Consider the following 21,838-nt stretch of genomic DNA (forward strand, 5'->3'; position numbering starts at 1 on the left):
CATGGCGAGAGCGCCATATCTGCCCATTTGGGGGCTATTTCTTGTAATTCGCCCTGTGGGGTGTTTCTACACAAGGTGCTATACGCCCCGAGCAGGACTTCCACATGTTTGTCCACACCTGTGGATAAACCTTGTCGCTAATTGACTAACAGTTTATCCACAGTTTGCCCACAATGAAAAATAGCCCCCTAGTCTGCGTTTACCTAGGTAAACACGTTATTTCCCCTGCTCGCTGTGATTCATGGTGTGGAAGTTATCCACAGCTAATGGGATAAACACCCTGTGGATTGCAGTGCATAGGTCAGTATTTCCACAGGTCAACATCGGTACCGTCGGAAAACTTGGAAAATGATTCTCCAGGTAAATCCGGCGTGTTGATTTGAATTTCTCGCCCGATTCGACGTAACCTATCTGGGTGTTTCATATCCATTGAGATATGAGTCCGAGCTTGTGCTTGGACCCGACAGAACGCATGTAGCTTTCAATCTGTCGGTAAGTAATTTTTCCGTGCATCACGGGAATGCGTCAGACGCATCGCTGCCTCGCACTCGAAGCGAGGAGTTTACTGCGGTGTGTTCAGCGTGGACTCGTGGTCGTTTGAGTTTCAAGGAGTGTCAACCGTGTCGAAGCGGACGTTCCAGCCGAATAACCGCCGTCGTGCACGCGTGCACGGCTTCCGTACCCGTATGCGTACCCGTTCCGGTCGCGCCGTTGTGGCAGCACGCCGCAGCAAGGGCCGTGCCCGCCTGTCCGCTTAAGCAAGAGGACACCGATTTCGGTGCTCCCTCAGAGCAATAAGCTGCGTTCTTCGCGTGACTTCACGGTCACCGTACGACGTGGACGCCGAATCGGACGCAAGACCTTGGTCTTGCATATTCGTGACACCGCCGCTTCTGGCGGTGAAGATAAGACCGATACGCAGATTGCCAGGTTTGGTGGTCCGCGTGTCGGTCTTGTCGTATCTAAAGCTGTGGGCAACGCCGTGACTCGTCACGCTGTATCCCGCAGGCTCCGCCATGTTATGGCCGCGGCCGCGCAGAATCTTCCGTCCACCATGGACATTGTCGTTCGCGCGCTGCCTGCATCTGCCACAGCCACCAGCCAGGAGCTGTCCCACGATGTGCAATCGGCACTCGCCACATACGAACGTCGGCGCTAATTCGCTTGACGACGGCCCCCTCGCTCAGACCCCCGGCGCACGTGTGGCTGAGAGGGCGATTCTCTTCTACCGCCGTCGTATCTCTAATCTGAAGCCCACGAGCACATGTCGTTTTGAACCGACGTGCTCCGCATATGGTCTTGAGGCTGTGCGCCGTTTCGGAGCTATTCGTGGCCTGTGGCTGACTTTCTTGCGCATCTTCCGTTGCGCACCCTGGCATCCGGGTGGCTGGGATCCAGTTCCTGCCACATTCCCCGGCCTGGGTTCGTGGTTGAGGCGAATGCACAGGTAACCTCTAGTAATGCTTAGCCTTTGACGGGGCTTTGTAGACGAAGGCGCGAGTGCGCTGTCCCCTAAAGAACGGAGTGATCTTAGACCGTGCTCAATTTCGTGTATGTGCCGATTTCGGCCATCCTGTGGTTCTGGCATAAGGCCTCAGGTTTCCTATTCGATCCCTCCTCGGGTATCTCCTGGGTGCTGGCCATTATTTTGCTTGTGGTCACCATCCGTATCCTCCTGTTTAAGCCGATGCTGAACCAGCAGCGTTCTGCCATCAAGATGCAGCAGCTCGCTCCTGAGATGCAGGCCATCAAGGAGAAGTACAAGAACGATCAGCAGGCTCAGGCTCTTGCTATGCGCCAGCTACAGAAGGAAATGGGTGTCAACCCGCTCGGCGGCTGTTTGCCGATTCTGGTTCAGATGCCTGTGTTCATTGGCCTTTTCCACGTGCTGCGTTCGTTCAACCGAACGGGTACGACGGGCAATGCGCTTCGCATGTCGGTGGAGCAGAACTGGAATACGCCTAACTACGTCTTCGGTGTAGATGAGGTGCGGTCCTTCCTGCTGGCTCGTGTGCTCAATGCTCCACTGTCCAGTTCGGTTGGTATGGGCGAGGATCAATACGCAGCCTTTACTGTGCCTGGTACGCCTGCGGACTTCACCCGCATGGACATCATGATCGTTGCCATTCCGCTGATTGTTATTGCGGCACTTGCAACGCACTTCAACGCTCGCATGTCTGTTGACCGCACGCGTGCCCGCCAGGAAGCCGGTCTGGTGAAGCGCCAGGAAGGCGTTATGGGTCAGCAGATGGACATGATGAACAAGATGATGCTTTGGTTCTTCCCGATCATGATTCTTGTTACCGGTGCTTTCTGGCACATCGGTCTTCTTGTCTACATGGTGACTAACAACGTCTGGACCTACTTCCAGCAGCGCTACATCTTCGGCAAGCTGGATGAGGAAGAGAAGGAAGCTGTCGCAGCTAAGAAGGCTGCCAAGCGCGAGGCACAGGAGAAGCTCGCTCCGAAGGTTGGCCAGAAGCCAATCAATCCGAAGAAGGGTGGCAAGCGTCAGGCAGCGCAGAATGCGCAGCAGGCGCAGTCCGGTCAGGCCTCTGCAGCGAACAAGGCTTCTAGCCATCTTCCGGATGGTAATTCGGGGAAGGGACAGCAGGGCCCAGCCTCGAAGCCAGCGCCAGGACAGAAACCCGCAAATCGGAAGAACCGGAAGCGGAAAAAGAAATAGCTGAAGTGGAATCGCCCTTCGTCTACATAAGTTAATTAATCGAAACGCCCCGCAGTTGATGCGGGGCGTTTTTGCTTGCCTTCGTGCTCTATCGAGCAAACAACGTCACTGTTATTACAGGCATGTAATTTTCTCCGGGGCCTGGAGTTTGGCATCCAACTTTGATCAATGTTTCACGTGAAACATCGCTGTTGCACTGTCGTACACTAGGGGTAATGAAAAGCTCGACGGGTGACGGCACAGCTGCCCCATTGGAAAGGTTAGTGGAACTGTTGAGTAACTCCGCGAAAGACGTCGATAATCAAGAAGCCTCCGCAGGTTTGGTCGATGCGGATCTGCGTTCGGTGATAGATACCGTGTTTGGAGGGAATGCCGATCGAGCATACCGCTACCACTCATGGTTGGCTGAGGAGGCTACAGTCCGAGGTTTGATTGGGCCACGTGAAACTCCAAAGCTGTGGGATCGGCACATTATCAATTCTGCGGTAGTTGGAGAAGCGATAGGCAAAGGGCTTGTAGTTGCGGACATTGGTTCGGGGGCAGGCTTGCCCGGGATTCCGCTTGCTCTTGCACGACCAGATTTGAAGGTGGTTCTTGTAGAACCATTGCTGCGCCGTACGACTTTCTTGAACGAAGTTGTGGAAGATCTCGAGCTGGACAATGTGACCGTGGTTCGCGGCCGCGCTGAGGAGAAAGTGGTTCGCGCTGAGGTTGGCCAAGTAGATGTCGTCACTTCTCGCGCTGTTGCCCCTCTTGGGAAATTGGCGGGCTGGTCGCTTCCTTTAGTTAAATCCGGAGGCGCGATGGTTGCACTGAAGGGTGGAACTGCGCAAGAGGAGATTGATCGGGACGCAAAGCTTATTGCCAAGGCGAAGGGAACTAATCCCCGCGTTGTAGAGGTTGGCGGTTCCGTGTTGGGAACTTCGACGTACGCCGTGATTATTCAGAAGAAGTAGGTTGTAAGTCCCCCTCCCCTACTCCACTGCCGGTTCGCTTGTGTTTTGGTTTCGACATTGAGGCGCGTAGTGCCGTCGGGCTAGAGTGGGATAAGTATCGCGGTATGGCAAAGTCCTACCGGCCAAGGTGGATGTTTCACGTGAAACATTTCCACAATCGTCGGCGTCTAACGCTTGTTGGGGCTTGATGATTACGCTTTTGCAGATAGTTACTAAGTTTTTATTCGCACTCCAGTGGCCATGATTGGTGATTGCTGTGCTTGTAAGGGGAATAGTTAATGAGCCGGAAGTCCTGGCAAGACACACCCATCGCTGCGGCAGCTCAACGGGCAGCGCAAGTTAAGGCCCCGAACCGTTTATCGCTTCCACGCCCCGAACGCCCGCGCCGTATTACTATCGCCAACCAGAAGGGTGGCGTGGGCAAGACCACTTCGGCAGTCAACATCGCGTCGGCGCTCGCGCGGCATGGTCTCAAGGTGCTAGTCATCGATAATGACCCGCAGGGAAATGCTTCTACGGCCCTGGGGATTGAGCATGTTTCCGGGACCCCGTCGACGTATGAGCTTCTAATTGGCGAACTACAGATTGACGATGTCATCCAGCGTTCCCCTGAATCTGAGAATCTCTTTTGTGTGCCAGCGACGTTGGACTTGGCGGGCTCCGAGATTGAGCTGGTCTCGCTCCTGAACCGTGAGCGCCGACTTCTCGATGCAGTGTCAGATCAGTACCTGATTGACAACGGCTTTGACTTTCTCATTATTGACTGCCCTCCTTCGCTCGGTCTGTTGACTCTGAATTCGATGACTGCCGCCAACGAGGTTTTGATTCCGATTCAGTGTGAGTTTTACGCCTTGGAGGGTGTGACTCAGCTGATGAATAACGTGCAGATGATTCGTCAGCATCTCAATCCGGAGCTACATATTTCTGCTGTGCTGCTCACTATGTTCGATGGCCGCACCAAGCTTTCGGAAGAAGTTGCCAATGAGGTTCGTAACTACTTCGGTGAGGTTGTGCTACGTAATCTCATCCCTCGATCCGTGAAGGTATCGGAGGCGCCGGGATATTCGCAGACCGTAATTTCCTACGATCCAGGGTCTCGGGGCGCAGTTGCTTATCTTGACGCCGCGAAGGAATTGGCAACGCGTGGCGACTATTCCGCAGTTCCGGGTGGAAGTGCGATTGGGCAAAAACCAGCTTCCTCCCCTACCCCGTCCAATTCCACTGAGACAAATTAAAGCCACTAGGAGTAGTTACCGATGTCGAATCAAAAAAAGGAGAACCGCAAGGGAGGGCTCGGTCGCGGTATCGCCGCGCTGATCCCAACTGCTCCGGCGGCTAACCCCTCGGTAGGTGAGAGTGCCGCGGATATTATCTTCGGTCCCCGCCGTACCCAGGGGACGAAGCAGCCTGGAAGTAGCGGAGTTGCCGACGTACTGGGGGCAGCCGCGACGGGATCCGGCACCTCGTTGACTGAAGGCAAAAACGCCGGAAAATCTGCAAAATCCGGCCAGAGCAAACCTCATACCAATGAGGCGCAGAAACGTCACAGTGACGATAAGGTTATTGGTAAGTCTAGTGATGTTTCACGTGAAACATTGCCCTCGACGACGTCGGGAGCAGCGGACCATGGCAGCGCCGAGGCTACCGATGTTGACGCTTCGGCCGCAAACGAGTTTGGCGCGACCTATCGCGAGATCAACTTGAAGCTGATCACGCCGAACCCGAAGCAGCCACGAGAGGTCTTCGATGAGGAGCCCCTAAATGAGCTCGCTCACTCTATTCGTGAGTTCGGTCTATTGCAGCCGATTATCGTACGACCAATCTCTGAGGATAGTCGTGCGGCCGCACTCGAGGCAGCGCGCAAGGAAGATCCGAACGCGCCGCAACCCGAGTTTGAAATCATCATGGGTGAACGTCGCTGGCGTGCTTCTCAGCGAGCTGGGGTCGACACGATTCCCGCCATCGTTCGCGATACTCCAAACCAGGACATGCTTCGCGATGCCCTACTAGAGAACATCCATCGCGTTCAGCTGAACCCACTCGAAGAGGCCGCTGCGTACCAGCAGCTACTCGAAGAGTTTGGTGTAACTCAGGCAGAGCTGGCGGATCGAATCGGTCGCTCGCGGCCCGTTATTACCAACATGATTCGACTCTTGCAGTTGCCGGTGGAGGTACAGCGACGAGTAGCGGTCGGTGTTCTGTCGGCTGGTCACGCACGTGCCTTGCTTGGAGTTAAGGCAGGTAAGGAAGAACAGCAGCGCCTCGCCGAGCGAATTGTTGCTGAAGGACTATCCGTCCGTGCGACCGAAGAAGCAGTGACATTACTCAATGCCGGCGAGCGACCGAAAAAGCAGCACCGTGAGCCCACTCCGCAGCCGGAGGTCCTTCACAATTGGGCTGACCGCCTGTCCAATTCTTTTGATACGAAGGTGACTGCCCAGATGGGCAAGCGTAAGGGCAAAATCGTTATCGAATTCGGCAACCTCGAGGACTTTGATCGCATCATGTCACTGATGCATCTCGACGAAGAGTAAACCCGGTTACTGTGACTGAAGTATTCATCGAGAAAATTTCGCTGGCCGACATCGAGGGAATCTATCCAGAGACGATGTTAAGCCTGTTTTGGGAACAGGGCATGGAGCATATCCGTACAGCAACTGCCCTACCCCAGTTCTCGACTGAGCCGCGCGAACCTAATTTGGACCCCAGCACGCCAGAAGAGGATGAAGCGCCTAACGGTGATTTAAAGCATTCGGACGGCCAACCCCCTACTCGGCCAGGCGGAGCTAGTGAAAGCCTCTTAAATGGCGATTTAAGCCCTGATTTAGCCGCCCAGGTGCGCTTGGAGAAGGAAGCATGGCTCAATACCGTCTACCTTTCCTGGGGACCGTGCGGATATTCGCTACGACGAAAGCCACCGGCATCACTTATCGATGGGAAACCTGAGACCGTCGGCACGCTGCTCTTTGCTCCGCCACGCTTCTGCCCGACGACATTTTCCATGCCTTCCGGACCAATATCGCCGGATGCGATTGCGCTGACGAGTCTGCATTACAACGCTTTAGAGGTTGACGATGACATGCTCCGCGTGCTCATTGTGACCGCTCTGCACAAGCTCGCGCTGCGCGGGATTTCAGCGGTAGAAGCGTTTGGTTGCAGTGGCACGGCGGATTCTATGTCGGCATTTACGCCGTCGTCGCCAACGCCTGACGACGGTACGGAGAACCTAATCGCTGATTTCGAAGCGCAACTTGAAGAAAAGCTAAATCCTAAGCCGTGTATTTCAGATTCGTTGGCGGCGATTAACCATAACGCCGGTGATTTGATTCGTACGCGAATCCTTCTTGACTCCGGGTTTCGGGTGGTGACTCCACATCCGATTCATCCGAAACTCCGTATCGAGTTGGATGCGGAATTGGACTGGGACGAAGAAATCGGCCATGCGTTGGATCTAAGTGCGAAAGAACCCTTTATGCGCTCAAAGCTGTTCAGTCTTTAGCGCTGGGTTTCATTGGTCAGCCGTGTTTAGGCTTTTTCCTCTTCAATCAGCTGCGCAAAGCTGTAAGCGCCGGTCATTGGCTGCTGCTCTTCATCGCCCAGGTACAGACGCTTTACAGCGACAACGATAGATTCGGCAATTACGTCCCGCTGATCTGGGGAAGAAAGAATTGCGACGTCATCCTCGTTGGTCAGGTAACCAACGGCGACTTCCACCGTGGGCATCCTGGTCAGACGGAGGAGATCCCAGGTACGGGCGTGCGAGCGGCAGTCTACCAGGCTCGTACGGGCAACAATCTCTCGCTGGATAAGGCCAGAGAGCTGTTCGCCCAGAATGGAGTTGGAGCCCTTCATCGAGCCAAAGTAAAAGGTCGCAATACCGCTGGCGCGGTTGTTGTGATAGTGGTCAGCCTGCAGGGAGATGAAGACGTCAGCGCCAAATGCGTTGGCCATCTCAGCGCGATCCTCGATGGACGGATTGTCGGTACGAGGACGAGACAGAATAGTCTCTGCACCTGCCGCGACAAGGCGACCCTCAATGCGAGAGGCCAAATCCCAAAGAATCTCTTCTTCAGAAATCTGACCGTAAGGGCCGTCGACCACAATGCCGGGCTCCCCTGCCCCAAGACCTGGATCAATGACAATGCGCTTTCCAGAGAGCTTCGGCCCCATCGTGCGCAGTATTTCCTTCTCGTGGAAGGCGTTTACAGAGCCACCAGTAACCCTCCTGCCCAAGTAGCTGAGCGCCCGGAGAGTAACGGGACCACAGATACCGTCGGGCTCCAGCCCGTAATTGAGCTGGTATTCACGTACAGAGGCATCGGTCTTCGGGCCAAAGTGGCCGTCTACTCGGGCATCGTGGAAGCCGAGTTCCTGCAAGGTAGCTTGGAGAACGCCTACGTCCTCACCGGTCATTTGTGACAGTGGATCGTAGGACAGTACGCGGGTGCCCAGAGTGTACGAGGCTTCTCGCAGTAGGCGCAGGGTGCTGTCGCGGATAATCCCGTCGGCATAGACACCGCGGGACTGTTGGAACGCCAGAAGAGCGTTGCGCATGTCCTCATCAAAGAGGTCATCGTCACCAGACCACTGAGGCGAGTTCTCCTCCGCGGCTGAGCCCTCCCAATTGGGCAGAAGCCCAAGACGAGCCAGGGTAGAACGTACCTCGGCTACACGAGGTGACCTATCGCCCACCTTCAGAAACTCTGGCACGAAAACTCCCTTCCGAACTCCACAATTATGTTTAGGCCGTTGTGGGTCCTCACAACACTTAATCAGTATTACTGGCCAGTGAGCTAAACGAAACTTCAGTTAAGAAATCCCGCGCACTCTCAGAGGATATGGTCAGCAATACCTCTCAAGTTGGCGGCAACCTGGTTCCTTCACGGTATTAAGGAAGACGTAAACCGCCATTTCCAGCAAGATTACCAGGTCGCAGGCGCGAATTGATTGTTACGAGGGCGCGTCGGCTAGCCCGACGGCAGAACCCCAGGACTAACTCTAAATCACAACCACAACTTCAGTCACATCATAATGGGGTGTGTCCAACGAAGGTGGCAGTAGCGAAGTGACGGGTGGGCAGTCGTAACCTCGTATCGGATAAGGAGCAACCCCAAGTTCTTTTAAAGGTGCTTTTCGATGAGCGACGTGATTTCGCCCTTCGGGCGGACTCCGCGAATCTCTTCGACCTTCTTGCCGTCCTTGAATAGGAGCAGGCTTGGGATGGACATAATCTGGAACATGCCAGCCAGTGCACGCTCCTCATCGACGTTGACCTTGGCGATGACGGCCTTGCCATCGAGCTCGGTCGCAACCTCGTCCAAAACGGGAGCAATCTTCTTACACGGGCCACACCACTCTGCCCAGAAATCAACAAGCACCGGCTTATCGGATTCGAGGACATCGGACTTAAAGGTGTTGGCGGTGACGGTTACCGGAGCCATGAAATTCTTCTCCTTAGAATGAGCTCGTTTGAGTTCTTAGTGGTTTTGTTTTGTGGTCTTGATTCTAATTTTTCAACCTAGCTTCTTCAGCCTCGCGTACGGATTTGGCGCTCAAGGCGTCAAAAATTAGGGCTTCCGGTGGTGCGAGTGAAGTACTAAATTGTTAATTAATGGTGTTCTTGAGAACGCTGCAAGTGCTCGATGAGTACGGGGCGTACCGGGCTATAACACGTCCCGCTGCACCCTGATTGAGCTACAGCTAACAACAATTGGGCTTACCGACTATCGGATATTCCCCATAGTTGGATATCTGCAATCGTAGGGCTTATCCAACAATTGCGATACCCCAACTATTAGGTGTTTATCCAGCTAGTGCGACTGCCCTGCTGTCATCTACCGAGCAACAGTTTCCAAGTAGTGCTCAGCATCCAGCGCAGCCTTGCAGCCAGAACCAGCGGCGGTAATTGCCTGCTGGTAATGCGAGTCAACAACATCGCCCGCCGCAAAGACGCCCTTGAGAGAGGTCTGGGTGCTCGGAGCGGCTACCTGAATGTAGCCATTCTCATCGCAATCCAGCTGATTGCGAACCATCTGCGAACGTGGCTCGTGGCCAATTGCTACGAACATGGCAGTCACATCCAGGACGGACTTCTCACCAGTGACGGTGTCTTCCAGCTCGAGACCGGTAACCGAACCCTTGTCCTCACCAAGAACCTGGGACACAACCTTGTTCGTCGCAAAGCGAATCTTGTCATTGTTCTGCGCGCGCTCGACCATGATCTTCGACGCACGGAACTCATCGCGGCGATGGACAATCGTCACCGAGCGGGCGAACTTGGTAAGGAAGGTTGCCTCTTCCATTGCGGAGTCACCGCCGCCGATGACGGCAATATCGTGGTCGCGGAAGAAGAAACCATCACAGGTGGCACAGGCGCTGACGCCATGACCAAGCAGCGCCTGCTCGCCCGGAGCGCCGACATAACGCGGGGCGGCACCGGTTGCCAGGATGACAGCGTGAGCCTTGTGCTCTTCTTCACCAACCCAGACAGACTTGATATCGCCGGTGAGATCCATGCGATCGACAATCTCCATGCGCAGGTCAGCGCCGAAGCGCTCTGCCTGTGCGCGCATCTGATCCATCAGCTCTGGTCCCATGATGCCCTCGGAGAAACCTGGGTAGTTCTCCACATCGGTAGTCGTCATAAGCAGACCGCCAAACTCGATGCCCTCGAACACCACAGGCTTCAGGTCGGCACGGGCTGCGTAGGTGGCAGCCGTGTAACCGGCGGGACCGGAACCGACGATGATCAGGTCGTGAACGATATCGCTCATGAAGACTCCTATAATTTTTATCTCTCACATCACATGGCGCACAGTGATGCTCAGTAGTAAGCAATTTTTCAGCTCCGGGAAAGAAGTTACCGGAACCAGCCACTTCAACCAACGTGAGGTTAGCCATCTCTATTCCCCCAGCCTCTCCCCTGCTCCGCAGTTGTTAGGTCACCTGCACTTCTTCCAATTGTCGCCGAAGCGTACGACGCGCCCGCGCCCGCCGAGACTTCAACGTCCCGCTCGGCTGCCCAATACTGCGAGAAGTCTCCTGCAGCGAATAGCCAAAGATGTCCAAGTACAACAGGGCATCCCGTTGATCCGTTGGCAGCTGCTCCAATGCGGCGGCCATAGTCACACGTAGCGGAACATCCGGGCAGGGAATCGGCTGTGAACTCATAAACGTCTCAAAATCCTCCTCCTTATCGCAGAGAGGGATCTCCCCGAAACGACCGCGGTTGTGGTCAATACACGCATTCTTCACGATGCACGTCAGCCACGTCGCCACCGTTGAACGCCCGCGAAAGCTCGCCGCCCCCGCAATTGCCCGCGCCAGCCCCTCCTGTACCCCATCCAAGGGATCGAAATCATCCCGACGATAGCGCCGCGCCATTGCTACCAACTGCGGATAATAACGCCGTGCCAACACCGCGAACGCGCGACGATCCCCCGCCAGGTGCGCCTTCAATAATTCACGATCGACCTCGTCCGCAGATGCATGCTTTTGCATACCGACGACGCCACAATCCCCCAGTCGCCGACCCATGCGGGCCTTACGGTGACTGTCCCCAATTCGATTTCTTCCCCCAAAGTTCATGGCTCCTATGCAAACACGAAACCCGCGCTCTCCGCTTGGCAAAACTGCCGTGGAGACCGCGGGCTGTGGATGAATTTCAAAACGTCCCAGTAGCTGTGGATAACTTGGGACAACTTGAACTGTTGCCGCCTACGGCAAGCTCAGAGCGTTATTCCGTACCACGCACCTGGATATCGCCAATTGCAACTGGCAGCAACGAATCCGGGGATTGCTCAGCCAGATTGCGGTCGCCGACAAGTGGGTTGTCCGAATCGGAATTCTGCGACTCAGCATCAGCATTCGTATCAGCATCAGTGTCTGAGTTGCTGTCGGCTACCGCTTCCGCAGCCGTCGGCAAGCCGGAGATCCAGACAACAAGGTTCTTCCACTCAGTGTCGCGGCTATCAATTTCGATAGTTGTCGTACCTGAGATGGCGGTTGCGCTACCGAGAACCGTTGTGTCATCCAAGTTTGTCGAGTCAGCATCGCGTAGGCCGCGAACTTCAATGTGTGCGCCCGGGGTCGCAGAGACCTTAAGCTCTCGAATGGTTGCCGGTTCATCCAGAGTGACCCGAATACCAACACCAGGTTTAAAGTCCTCTGGACGATTGCCGAACTGGCTGAGGTAAGTAGAAGTTACCCAGAAGCTTTCCTCGTCATTATCGATGGTCAGCTCAGCCATGTCCGGATTGTCCGGACCTGCTGCAGGGTTGTCGGTGTCGGCTTGCCACTCGCTAGCGTCGGCAAGCGAGAGCGTCGTGACCGGAGCCGGACCGCGTCGTACGGACTCGGAGTTAATCGGTGCGTCCGAGGAACGGTTAACCAGTCCAAAGATGCCCGCGGCGACAAGTGCACCGACAATGACTACACCGACAACGACTGCGCCGGTGCTGAATGCGCGGGTGCGATTCTTGGTGTGGTGAGCGTTTGATTGGGCTGCACCGTCGGCATCGACGGATTCGCGCGCACCGGTGTCGGGGTCGATTGCGAGAAACTCCGAAGAGTCGGGGCCGAGCGCTGCAGTGCGCAAATCCTCCGCGAGTGTGCGAGCTGGCGACTCCTTTTGGTTGAAGTTCTCCGGGCGAACCTGCTTCGCGCGGTCGATGGCAGCAGAAATATCGGAGGGGATATTTGGCAAGTTGTAGAACAGCTCGTCGATGACAGAAAGCAACGCGTTGTAGTCCGAACGTTGCGAGCTATCGGGCAAAACGACGGGGAAAGCGTCGTAGATGTGGCCGTCGCTGCTGATGCGCAATTGTCCAGGCTTGTTTGTCAGGCCAAGGCAGCGTCCAGATTCGTGGGCGTCGGCGATTGTCTCGGCAAGTGATGCTATTGCGAGTGCCAGGGCATCCGGGTGGGCGGCCTGATCGAACCGCTCAATACCGATACTGCTGGTCCAGTCGGCGACGATGAGCACCTCGGTGCGTGTCTTCGCCACACTATGAATGTGGGACATCCCGGTGCCAGCCAGGTCACGCAGCTCATTGGTCGTCGTGGCAATCTTCTGGGCGGCAACCGATGGCGAAGTGTCGTAGTACGGCAGTGCAATCGTGTCGACGAAGACGAGTGCGACATCTGAGTTGTTGGGATCGCCCATATCCATGGCGCGCCACAGGCGCAGACCTGGGTAGGTCGCGACTTCAGAACGCAGACGGAAACGACCACCTGAGACCATCTCGCCGGGTACATAGCGGGTTGGGCGAGAACCCTGCGTCGGCATCGGCGGCAGCAGCGGCGAAGCGGTGAAGCCCTCGTTTGCCAGACCCGTGGCCTCGCCGATCAGGTTCGACGGGGCAATCGAGAAAGCATCAGCGGCGAAGCCACGTTCGCGCTCCATATCCTCACGGTCGGCGACGGCATTGTCGGCTGCATGAGGCTGCGGAGCAAAGCGGCGTAGACCCGGGATGCGGCCGAGGAAGCCGCCCAGAACGCGGACCTCTTCCAATGGAGCCTGAGCGAGCACCAGGCCGGTACCGATGAGGAAGACCACGCCGGTGACGATGGTCTGCAGCAGCACGCCGAAGGAACCGAAGAAATCGAACAGCACAAGGTCGGTCAATGCGAATGCGCCCCAGGCGACGGCGACACCGACGAGCGACGCCCCCAGTGCCCACAGCACGGTGTGGATGGTCGCCTTACTGTCCAAGTGTCCGAGAGCGCGGCGCAAGAGCAAGAAGCCAATTACCGCGCCGGCGACGAAACCGAAACCGTTGGCGGCACCGAGCAACACGACGACGGTCTCATCGTCAGAAGCCAGACGAGGAGCGAAGAACGACAGAATCACCTTGACGGTGGTAATGCCGAGGATGATGAAAGTCGGGGTCCAGGCCTCTTCACGGGCGTAGAAAACACGCAAGTGCAAAAGCACAATGGCGTATGGAATAAGCGAGAACGCCGAGAAGGACAGCGTCCAACCGAGAATCTCTGCGGTTTCGCGGGGGAACTCCAGATACGCGAAAAGACCGACGGCGATGGGGCGGCCGAATGCGGTGAAGAATGCGACGATCGGCACCAGCGCAATCATGGTCAGGCGCGTACCGATGGACAGATCGCGGACCACTGCCCCATCGTTGCCATCGGCTGCATTGCGGGACAGTCGCGGCATGATGGCGGTCAGCAAGGTAACTCCGATGATGCCGTAGGGCACCTGCAACAGCAGCCAAGCCTGCTGGTAAATCGTCGGCGCTGCCTTGGAGGCAGTCGAGGCAATATTGGTGGTGATGAAGTAACCAGCCTGGGAAATTGCCACGTAGGTAATAATCGCGACACCCATGCCGGTGAACTGTTTGATGCGGTCGTCGATACCCCACAGCGGACGCAAATCAATGCCCGCGCGCTTGAGGTAGGGAATCATGATGGCTGCCTGAATGACGACACCCAGGGTGGTACCAAGACCCAAAAGCAGGATGTGCGGATCGGAGAGTGAACCGTCCGAATCCGGACTCAATTGGCCGGGCAGGAACAGATATAGCAAGAGCGTGGCAATGGCCACGACGTTGTTAGCGACAGGTGCCCACGCACCGGGTTTAAAGATTCCCTTGGTGTTTAGCACCGCCATGAGCAGCGCAAATATGCCGTAGAAGATGATTTGCGGCAATAATAAGAACGCAAAGGACGTTGCCAGCGGAACGTTGACCTTACCGGCCTCGTTAAGGCTCAATCTGGTCAACAGTGGCGCACCTATCACTGCCAGCACCGTCACCACTGCCAGCAGCGTCATAGAGACAGTCAAGAGACGTCTAATGAAGGCGGCACCGTGATCTGGATCCTCCTTCTCCGCGCGCACCAACACCGGCACCACCAGAGAAGTCAGCACCGCGCCGAGGACGATTTCCGTAATCAGGTTCGGCAGTGTGTTGGCGACGTTGAAGGCTGAAGCCACAGCCGGACCCAGCGTCGCGCCGATGAGCAGGTTTCGCAAAAAACCCGTAATGCGCGAAATCAGGGTAGCGATTGCCATCGAGCCCGTGGAGGCGACGATGTCCGAGTTCGACTGTCCCTGATTTGCGTCCGCCGTCGAGCCTGCGGAGGAATCGCTGGAAGCGGTTGCTGTCGCAGTTGCCGCCTTTGCTGGCGATGGTGATGCCGATTCCGTCATCGCGTCAGCGGCGGTATCGGCATTTGCCTTATGGCCGGATACGCGAGTTAGGTCCGGGGCCGCTTCGGCCGGCTGAGATTCAGCCGTTGGCCGCGCCGCCGGAACTGGGGCCGGTGGCGCGGGGCGACGAATGCGGCCTCGAAGTCCAGATTTATGCGCGTCTGAGTCAGTCACATGTCCTATTGTTGCTTAAAAGGGGGTCTATTTCCGAAAGTACTGAGACCGTTTTGCGGCAAAAAACCCACCAACAGTGACGATGACGAGGGTCACGATAGCCAAAACCCCAACCGAAGCGCCCGATTGCACGGAAATACTCACTGATCGAGAAATCGGCGTGCCGCCAGGTGATTCGAGCCACAGCAACAGGTTGTGGGAGTTGTCTCCACTATCCCGTGGCCGGTCTCCCTCTGGAGCATTGGTCGCCGGAGTGGATTCTGCATCATCACCCGACTTCGGAGTGAACTGAACAGTCACCGACCCCTTGGCGGGGATGGCGGCCTCATACTTCTCCTCCATCACCGAATCTCCAGCGCCGACGCGCACGAACGCGGGAACCGGCAGCGGCAGGCCATTGCGAGCCAGCACCGCAATCGGCGACAGCTGCGTTGCGCGGGTGTAGACACCGCCGGGAGCTACCAACGTCACTGAATTGCGCAGGCGTCGAGTCATAATCAGTGCCTGGTCGCTGAGTTCTTCGCTCCGCCGCTGCACGTCAGGTGACTGCAGCTGATTTCGCCGGCCGAGAGTTGTAAACGAGCGCAGCAAGTCGTGCCGCAGGGGGCGGGTGAATTCATACCGCGTCAGTGCGACATTGGGATCGTTGGACATGATTGTGGTCAGGTCCGTGATTTCGCGGGAGGCCAGTTGAGCCTTCTCCACGAGCGTCTCACTCACTGGCGCGGGATCGGCGAGCTCGTCAACTGGGGTAACCGAGCCCGCATCCAGGTCACGAGCTGCGGCGGTGATGGAGTCCATCAGCGGAGTTAGCTCAGCCAGGTTAGCGTCCACGGCTTTCCGAACCGCGGCCATGAAATCTTCAGCGTCGCTAGCGTGTGGATCCCAACCGGACGGTGGTGCTGCCACTACAGCCGCGCGAGGGGCATCCGAATCAGTCAGTGATTGGAACAGAGTGCCAATCGCTGTCTGCATCCGTGCAGCCTCGGAGTCGATTCGGAAATCGTAGCGTCCCAGCAGATTCGAATACGCCACAGTCTGGGGAGACCGTCCTGTTACAGCCAGAGAGGCTGTCAGTGCCCCAGAGAGGGCGAAGGCGCGGCTACCGTCGGCAAGCACGCCACTGTGGCCAGGCCGTAGTGTCTGACCATCGGCGGTGATAGTGGTGTTGTCCGCGACTAATACGGTGGTGTCGTGCGCGGCTTCGCGTGGAGTGGGCGAGGGAGGCATCGTCTCGCCGGTATCTACGCGGTCTTCGAATGCGCGCTCCGGAGTGGTTCCGTTCAGAGCTGTCGCCGCCGAGTACAGCGGGGCGCTTTCCGACGTTACGTATCCCTCGGCGGGCAAATAGATACCCGGCAGTGTCTGAACGTCCAAATGCTTGGCGATGGTCTGCCGACCAGCGGCGAGTGCCTCCATGGAAAGCTCTTGATCCGCCACGCGAGCTACGGCGCTGGCATCGGTGCCGCCCCACGGCAGTGACAGTGTGCACGTGTCCTGTGTGAGATCGTGCAGCCGGTTAAGCCAGTCGGCGGCATTGTCGCTGGCGGGCATATGCGTGAGATTGGTGTCATCCGCGTTTCCCCAGGAATCCCGCAGTCGTGGAGAGGACTCGACAGGACTTGGGCGGCTGGTGCCAATCCAGTAGTCACGGGTCATCCGGGAGATTGCATCGAGGGTCTCCGGGTCGATGGCGATGCATGTCGATTCCCGCAATCTCTCCCCATCGGGGCCGGCAAAGCCTTTTTCCAACGAGGTGAGCAAACCGTCGAGGCGGCCACCGCGTTCGAGAGACTCGGCCAAAGAATTGTCGGTGAGGATGAGATTCGGCGACGAGGGTGCGTCACCGGTCTCACCGCCGACCACTGGCACTGGCTGGCTGATGGGCCAAATCAGCGAAAACGGCACTGGGTCGCGGCGGGTGGGCGCATCGGAATTGTCGGTCTCATCGTTGTCGTTCTCATCACCGGCAGGCGGTTCCGGCTCATCACCTGCAGCTTGCGAATCCGTCACCGGTAGCAGTGCGCGTGTTTCCGCCAGCAGGCGGTCGATGTCATCTTCCGGTTGCCCGTTAGCGTTGATGAGCAGCGGAAACGTGCCGGCTTCCGTGATGTCGAGTCCTTCTGGGGCCGGTGCGGAGATAGGAACACTTAGCGTAACCTCACGCGTCTCGCCCGCTTTCAGCTCGATGGGGGCACTGAAGGTACCAGCCACATCAAACACCGATTCAGGCTCAGCGAGAATCGTCTGCGCATCTGCAGAGGAAGCTAGTGCGCCGGCCCGCTGTGGGCGCAGCGCAACATTGCTGATATCCGCGTTGGAGGTGTTGTGCACCTGCACCTTGATGGTCAGTGTCGAATGTAGAGCCGCGACATGCGGAGCGAAGCTGGTTATCGAAAGCCGAAGGGGTCCCTGTTCACCGACTCGATTGGTACCACTGCCCCACAACTGCTCATCTTGCGCAAAAGCTGGGGGCGCAACGGCCGTCGGCAAGCACAGTATGAGCGCTGCGGTGGCGGCCGTGACTTTACGAACAACATTCCTTGGCAACTGCAACCTGAACATGCGCAATCACCTCGGCGTCTGCCGGCCTGCTCGCTTTTCCGCGCGGGCGAGATCGGGCAGCAGATTGTGCGCGCGCCGGGCCAGTTTGCGTTCGTCAGCGTAGGCCAACCGCTCCACCAGGGTGTCTACCGGGACCCACATGACCTGAGTGACCTCGGGATCTTCGTCGTTCAAATCGCCATCGACGTAGCGCAGAAGGTGATGGTGCACGGTCTTGTGAATCCGCGTGCCATCGGAGACAAACCAGTAGTCAATCACACCGAGCTCCTCGATGACCTCGCCGCGAATGCCCGTTTCTTCCCACACCTCACGTTCGGCGGTGGAATCGAAAGCTTCGCCGGGCTCGACATGGCCCTTGGGCATTGACCACAGCAGGCGCCCGCGGCGGTCGTGCCGACCAATCAGCGCGACATAAATCCGCGACAGGTCGACCTTGCCGCCCTCGCCGACCGCCTCGGCCAGACCCGAGACGACCAGTCCGCCCGCCGAAGTCTCAATCGAGGTCTGCATCGGCGCTGCATTTTGCGCGCGCGACGAGTGCGCACGGCGATTGTTTGTGCGCTTCGTCTGTGCGTGACGACGGCGATTGTTCCTATCCTGACCGTTCTTACGGCCACCGCGGTTGTTCGACTGCTTCGAGGGTCGTGCCGACTTCGGTGATTTGGAAGATTTCTTGGCGCCACCGGAGTTTGGCTTGGCCTTTTGGGGGCCATTGGCACCGGAGCCACTACGTTTCGCAGAATTTCCGCTGGTAGTAGCGTTGCTAGTGTTGGTGGACGAGGAAACGCCACCCCTTCTGCGCGGTCGCCGACGACGTCGACGGCTCTTCGCCGCCGAGTTGTCATTGCGTACCACGTTGTTCATTCCACTTAGACTACCGGGTTTATAGGTATAAGCGGGTATTGTGTCGGTCGTGACACAATCGACTCCTTCAACGACAAATGGTGACCAGCCCGGGGGGACTACACCTCACGGTGCTACTCCGGCGACTGCTGACGCAGACCCACAGGTGCGCAGGACGGCAATGCTGGCAGTGGCGGATCAGGCGATCGCCAAGGAGTCGGAGATCCTCGATTCGCTGGCAGCCGCGTTTAGTGCAGCTGGCCATCGCCTGTACCTCGTGGGCGGTTCTGTGCGCGATGCTCTCTTAGGGCGACTGGGCGTGGATCTCGATTTCACCACCGACGCGCGCCCGGAGGTGACACGCGCAATCCTCGATGACTGGGCGGACATTGTCTGGGATACCGGCATTGAATTCGGCACACTCTCCGCGGAACGGCATGGCCGTCAGGTGGAGATCACCACCTTCCGCGCGGATACGTATGACCAGGTCAGCCGGAATCCGGAGGTCACTTTCGGTGACACGCTGGAGGGCGATCTAATCCGCCGTGATTTCCGCTGTAACGCCATCGCCGTGGAGCTCCACGGTGACGGCACCCGCACCTTCCTCGACCCGCTCGGAGGTTTCGAGGATCTTGTCGCGGGTGTGTTGGACACCCCGGGGGCGCCGGAGGTCAGTTTTGGCGACGACCCCCTGCGGATGCTGCGTGCCTGCCGCTTCGCATCCCAGCTGGGGTTCGACGTGGCACCGCGTGTGCTCAAAGCGCTGAAGGAAATGTCCAGCGAAATTGACCGCATCACGGTCGAGCGCATCTCCACCGAGCTGAACAAGCTCATCCTGGGTGCGGACCCAAGCCGAGGTATCGACCTGATGGTGGAATCGGGGTTGGCCGACCGCGTGCTGCCGGAGATCTCCGACATGCGCATGACGCAGGATGAACACCGCCAGCACAAGGATGTCTACCAACACTCTCTGCAGGTCATGCGGCAAGCTATTGACCAGGAAGAACCCGGTGAACCGGACCTCGTACTGCGCTGGGCGGCACTGCTGCACGACTGCGGCAAACCCGCTACCCGTGCCTACAACGAGCAGGGAAACGTCACCTTTTACCAGCACGAAGTTGTCGGCGCGAAGCTGGTGCGACGCCGCCTTCGGAAACTGAAGTTCCCGAAGAAGACCAACCACGAAATCTCGCAGTTGGTCTACCTGCACATGCGCTTCCACGGCTACGGCGAAGGCAAGTGGACGGACTCGGCGGTGCGACGTTATGTCAACGACGCCGGAGATCTGTTGGAACGACTCAACAAAATCGTGCGGGCCGACTGTACGACGAGAAACCGTCGTAAAGCAGCACGCCTCGCACGAGCCTGCGACAGCCTGGAAGCGCGAATCAAGGAGCTCGCCGAGCAGGAGGACCTCGCACGCGTCCGCCCCGACCTGGATGGCAACGAAATCATGGAAATTCTGGACCTGAAGCCCGGCAAAGAAGTCGGACAGGCCTGGAATTACCTGAAAGAGCTGCGATTGGAGTCCGGTCCGCTGGAGCGTGAAGATGCTATCTTGGCGCTGAAGAAATGGTGGTACGAGCAGTCCGGTGAGCAGGCTGAAAGCGAAAGTGAGAGCTAATGGCATCGATTAATCCGGAAAATCTCTACGGCGACCGGCTTTTTACCAGCCTCGAGCGCAACGACCCGGCTGCCGGTATGCTGCTGCTCGCAGCACCCGGCATGCTCTCGCCGGAGTTTTCCCGCTCGGTGATTTTCCTCATTGAGCACGATGAACACGGCACCCTTGGTGTCGATCTCACACAGCGTTCGCAGACGCCGGTGCACAATGTGCTCGAGCCTTGGGCGCCGCTGATGGCCAAGCCGCCGGTGCTCTACGTCGGGGGTCCGGTCAACCAGACACAGCCAATCTGCATTGGTGTGGTGCGAAATGGTGCCACCCTCCCAGAGGAGACCGACAGTATTACCGGTGCCCCGCTGATGGAACGCATCGCTCACAGGTTTGCGCTGGTCAACCTCGGTGCGGAGCCGGAGGGCGTACGCGACCGCATAGATGGCGCACGCATCTTCGCCGGTTACGCAGGCTGGGATCCGGGGCAGCTGGAAGACGAGCTCGAGCGCGGTGACTGGTACGTCGCCCCTGCCCTGCCCTCAGATGTACTCGCGCCTGCTGCCGCAGACATCTGGGGTGATTGCATGCGCCGTCAGCCCTGGCCGCTGCCACTGTATGGCACCTATCCCGTAGATGTACGTGACAACTAGATGAGTGAGCACATCAATACCGAAGGAATCAGCGCTGAAGGAAGTAGCGCCACAACCACAGCAACTGGCGACCGCAGCGACATAGCTGCCGGCATCCGGCAGACACTGCCCGTGGGCATGGGACTCATTCCGCTAGGGCTCGCATTCGGCCTGCTCATCGCACAAACTGGCTTTAGCTGGTGGTGGGCACCCATCTTCTCCTTCGTGGTCTACGCGGGGTCGATGGAGTTCCTCGCTGTCGGCCTGGTTATGGCGCATACGGGTCTGCTCGGCTGTGCTGTGACGTCCTTTATGGTCAACTTCCGCCACGTCTTCTATGGGCTGACGTTCCCACGCGACCGGATACAGTCTCGTCTCGGTCGCGCATACTCCACATACGCGCTTACCGACGAGTCGTATGCCATCGTCTCTGCGGCAAATGCGGACGAAAAGATGTCGGGCCACCGACTGCTGACGATTCAGATTCTCTGCCAGTTATTGTGGGTGGGCTCCGGTATTGTCGGGGCTCTAACCGGCGCAGCACTGCCCGAGGGTATCCGCGGTGCCGAGTTCGCACTGGTGGCGCTCTTTACGGTGCTGGCCATGGACGCGTTTGAGACTTCCAAGGATTGGTCACTGCCCCTGTCCGCTATCGTCTGCACGCTGGTGGGCTGGCTGATTAACCCGAACCAGATGCTGGTTATCGGACTGCTGATGTACTTCGGCCTGCTGCTGTTGCGCGTGTGGTCACCGCGGGTGGATCGGGTGATGCGCATGACGTCGGCAAGCAATCAGCGTGTAACGGAGGGAGAGCGAGCATGACCGCGATGCCCGATTCCGGCTATGTGCTTGCCGCGCTCTTTGCGATGGGTACGGTGACTCTTGCGCTGCGTGCGCTGCCGTTTGCATTCGTGCGCACTCTGAAGGGGTCTCCCCTGTTCGAGTTCCTCGGCACGACCATGCCGGTTGGAGTCATGGTGGCGTTGGTTGCCTACACCGTCTTCGGGCGGCTAGGACTCAGCGGTGAGAGTGGCGACCCCGGCGCTGCCTGGGCCGTGCCCGTAGCACTGGTGGTCACCATTGGCCTGCACTGGTGGCGGCGTAACACCGTGATTTCGATTTTTGTAGGCACGGCGCTGTATATGGTCCTCGTGAACCTTGTCGCGTGAGGTGCGCTGTGTGTGGGACGGTGCCAGCGGACCAGTG

Annotated in this window: 19 protein-coding genes; 12 read left to right on the plus strand and 7 right to left on the minus strand. The window is 57.7% G+C overall.

The window, feature by feature from the left end:
- Nucleotides 1-620 precede the first annotated feature (620 nt).
- The 8 genes from rpmH (at nucleotide 621) to ADB02_RS01040 (ending at nucleotide 7,141) form a co-directional block, all read left to right on the plus strand.
- A complete protein-coding gene (rpmH, locus tag ADB02_RS01010; RefSeq protein ID WP_005511646.1) occupies nucleotides 621-758 on the plus strand; it encodes a 50S ribosomal protein L34 in 138 nt (45 codons plus the stop codon).
- Between the two features lie 20 nt (nucleotides 759-778).
- Nucleotides 779-1,159, plus strand: a complete 381-nt coding sequence (gene rnpA, locus ADB02_RS01015) for a ribonuclease P protein component (RefSeq protein WP_049170110.1) — start codon at nucleotides 779-781, stop codon at nucleotides 1,157-1,159.
- Complete coding sequence (gene yidD / locus ADB02_RS11205) at nucleotides 1,119-1,451, plus strand: membrane protein insertion efficiency factor YidD (protein ID WP_080969543.1); 333 nt, start codon at nucleotides 1,119-1,121, stop codon at nucleotides 1,449-1,451. The genes rnpA and yidD overlap by 41 nt, the downstream gene beginning before the upstream one ends.
- Nucleotides 1,452-1,537: 86 nt before the next feature.
- Nucleotides 1,538-2,686, plus strand: coding sequence for a membrane protein insertase YidC (gene yidC, locus ADB02_RS01020; RefSeq protein ID WP_049189412.1), 1,149 nt, complete (start codon nucleotides 1,538-1,540; stop codon nucleotides 2,684-2,686).
- Between the two features lie 320 nt (nucleotides 2,687-3,006).
- On the plus strand, nucleotides 3,007-3,642 hold the full coding sequence (gene rsmG, locus ADB02_RS01025) for a 16S rRNA (guanine(527)-N(7))-methyltransferase RsmG (RefSeq protein WP_231367212.1): 636 nt from the start codon (nucleotides 3,007-3,009) through the stop codon (nucleotides 3,640-3,642).
- Between the two features lie 278 nt (nucleotides 3,643-3,920).
- Nucleotides 3,921-4,877, plus strand: a complete 957-nt coding sequence (locus ADB02_RS01030; RefSeq protein ID WP_016421734.1) for a ParA family protein — start codon at nucleotides 3,921-3,923, stop codon at nucleotides 4,875-4,877.
- A gap of 21 nt (nucleotides 4,878-4,898) precedes the next feature.
- Complete coding sequence (locus ADB02_RS01035) at nucleotides 4,899-6,176, plus strand: ParB/RepB/Spo0J family partition protein (RefSeq protein WP_016421733.1); 1,278 nt, start codon at nucleotides 4,899-4,901, stop codon at nucleotides 6,174-6,176.
- An 11-nt stretch (nucleotides 6,177-6,187) separates the two neighbouring features.
- Nucleotides 6,188-7,141 carry a hypothetical protein gene (locus ADB02_RS01040; protein WP_049189413.1) on the plus strand — a complete coding sequence of 318 codons (954 nt, stop codon included), beginning with the start codon at nucleotides 6,188-6,190 and terminating at the stop codon, nucleotides 7,139-7,141.
- 26 nt (nucleotides 7,142-7,167) lie between these two features.
- On the opposite strand, the gene ADB02_RS01045 is transcribed toward ADB02_RS01040, so the two are convergent.
- From ADB02_RS01045 to ADB02_RS01075, 7 genes are all read right to left on the minus strand, one after another.
- Entirely contained in the window at nucleotides 7,168-8,352 is a 1,185-nt protein-coding gene (locus tag ADB02_RS01045; protein WP_048733139.1) for an N-acetylmuramoyl-L-alanine amidase, read from the minus strand.
- A gap of 410 nt (nucleotides 8,353-8,762) precedes the next feature.
- A complete protein-coding gene (gene trxA / locus ADB02_RS01050; RefSeq protein ID WP_016421730.1) occupies nucleotides 8,763-9,083 on the minus strand; it encodes a thioredoxin in 321 nt (106 codons plus the stop codon).
- Nucleotides 9,084-9,476: 393 nt separating this feature from the next.
- Nucleotides 9,477-10,415 carry a thioredoxin-disulfide reductase gene (trxB, locus tag ADB02_RS01055; protein WP_005511625.1) on the minus strand — a complete coding sequence of 313 codons (939 nt, stop codon included), beginning with the start codon at nucleotides 10,413-10,415 and terminating at the stop codon, nucleotides 9,477-9,479.
- Between the two features lie 163 nt (nucleotides 10,416-10,578).
- Nucleotides 10,579-11,178 (minus strand): sigma-70 family RNA polymerase sigma factor, encoded by a 600-nt coding sequence (locus tag ADB02_RS01060; RefSeq protein WP_065421701.1) that lies wholly within the window; start codon nucleotides 11,176-11,178, stop codon nucleotides 10,579-10,581.
- Between the two features lie 199 nt (nucleotides 11,179-11,377).
- Nucleotides 11,378-14,980 (minus strand): murein biosynthesis integral membrane protein MurJ, encoded by a 3,603-nt coding sequence (locus tag ADB02_RS01065; protein WP_049189415.1) that lies wholly within the window; start codon nucleotides 14,978-14,980, stop codon nucleotides 11,378-11,380.
- 27 nt (nucleotides 14,981-15,007) lie between these two features.
- On the minus strand, nucleotides 15,008-17,545 hold the full coding sequence (locus ADB02_RS01070; protein ID WP_049189425.1) for a hypothetical protein: 2,538 nt from the start codon (nucleotides 17,543-17,545) through the stop codon (nucleotides 15,008-15,010).
- A gap of 6 nt (nucleotides 17,546-17,551) precedes the next feature.
- Nucleotides 17,552-18,409, minus strand: coding sequence for an NUDIX hydrolase (locus tag ADB02_RS01075; protein WP_193388741.1), 858 nt, complete (start codon nucleotides 18,407-18,409; stop codon nucleotides 17,552-17,554).
- A gap of 160 nt (nucleotides 18,410-18,569) precedes the next feature.
- Here ADB02_RS01075 and ADB02_RS01080 point away from each other — a divergent pair, with 160 nt between their 5' ends.
- The 4 genes from ADB02_RS01080 (at nucleotide 18,570) to ADB02_RS01095 (ending at nucleotide 21,801) form a co-directional block, all read left to right on the plus strand.
- The gene (locus tag ADB02_RS01080) at nucleotides 18,570-20,012 is read left to right on the plus strand and encodes a CCA tRNA nucleotidyltransferase (protein WP_016421726.1); all 1,443 of its coding nucleotides are present in this window, start codon (nucleotides 18,570-18,572) and stop codon (nucleotides 20,010-20,012) included.
- Complete coding sequence (locus ADB02_RS01085; protein WP_016421725.1) at nucleotides 20,012-20,653, plus strand: YqgE/AlgH family protein; 642 nt, start codon at nucleotides 20,012-20,014, stop codon at nucleotides 20,651-20,653. Before ADB02_RS01080 ends, ADB02_RS01085 begins: the two co-directional genes overlap by 1 nt.
- Before the next feature lie 117 nt (nucleotides 20,654-20,770).
- The gene (locus ADB02_RS01090) at nucleotides 20,771-21,454 is read left to right on the plus strand and encodes an AzlC family ABC transporter permease (protein ID WP_048733174.1); all 684 of its coding nucleotides are present in this window, start codon (nucleotides 20,771-20,773) and stop codon (nucleotides 21,452-21,454) included.
- On the plus strand, nucleotides 21,451-21,801 hold the full coding sequence (locus tag ADB02_RS01095; RefSeq protein ID WP_049189416.1) for a branched-chain amino acid transporter permease: 351 nt from the start codon (nucleotides 21,451-21,453) through the stop codon (nucleotides 21,799-21,801). Before ADB02_RS01090 ends, ADB02_RS01095 begins: the two co-directional genes overlap by 4 nt.
- Nucleotides 21,802-21,838 lie beyond the last annotated feature (37 nt).

Source organism: Corynebacterium sp. 212_CJEI, from assembly GCF_001055915.1.
In the GTDB taxonomy this organism is placed as follows: Bacteria; Actinomycetota; Actinomycetes; order Mycobacteriales; family Mycobacteriaceae; genus Corynebacterium; species Corynebacterium jeikeium_D.

Excerpts from the sequence above, each read along its gene's own strand:
- yidD (WP_080969543.1), top strand. The coding sequence starts at position 1,119 with ATGTGCAATCGGCACTCGCCACATACGAACGTCGGCGCTAATTCGCTT.
- ADB02_RS01030 (WP_016421734.1), top strand. The coding sequence starts at position 3,921 with ATGAGCCGGAAGTCCTGGCAAGACACACCCATCGCTGCGGCAGCTCAA.
- ADB02_RS01035 (WP_016421733.1), top strand. The coding sequence starts at position 4,899 with ATGTCGAATCAAAAAAAGGAGAACCGCAAGGGAGGGCTCGGTCGCGGT.
- trxA (WP_016421730.1), bottom strand. The coding sequence starts at position 9,083 with ATGGCTCCGGTAACCGTCACCGCCAACACCTTTAAGTCCGATGTCCTC.
- trxB (WP_005511625.1), bottom strand. The coding sequence starts at position 10,415 with ATGAGCGATATCGTTCACGACCTGATCATCGTCGGTTCCGGTCCCGCC.
- ADB02_RS01060 (WP_065421701.1), bottom strand. The coding sequence starts at position 11,178 with ATGGGTCGGCGACTGGGGGATTGTGGCGTCGTCGGTATGCAAAAGCAT.
- ADB02_RS01070 (WP_049189425.1), bottom strand. The coding sequence starts at position 17,545 with ATGTTCAGGTTGCAGTTGCCAAGGAATGTTGTTCGTAAAGTCACGGCC.
- ADB02_RS01075 (WP_193388741.1), bottom strand. The coding sequence starts at position 18,409 with ATGAACAACGTGGTACGCAATGACAACTCGGCGGCGAAGAGCCGTCGA.
- ADB02_RS01080 (WP_016421726.1), top strand. The coding sequence starts at position 18,570 with ATGCTGGCAGTGGCGGATCAGGCGATCGCCAAGGAGTCGGAGATCCTC.
- ADB02_RS01085 (WP_016421725.1), top strand. The coding sequence starts at position 20,012 with ATGGCATCGATTAATCCGGAAAATCTCTACGGCGACCGGCTTTTTACC.
- ADB02_RS01090 (WP_048733174.1), top strand. The coding sequence starts at position 20,771 with ATGGGACTCATTCCGCTAGGGCTCGCATTCGGCCTGCTCATCGCACAA.
- ADB02_RS01095 (WP_049189416.1), top strand. The coding sequence starts at position 21,451 with ATGACCGCGATGCCCGATTCCGGCTATGTGCTTGCCGCGCTCTTTGCG.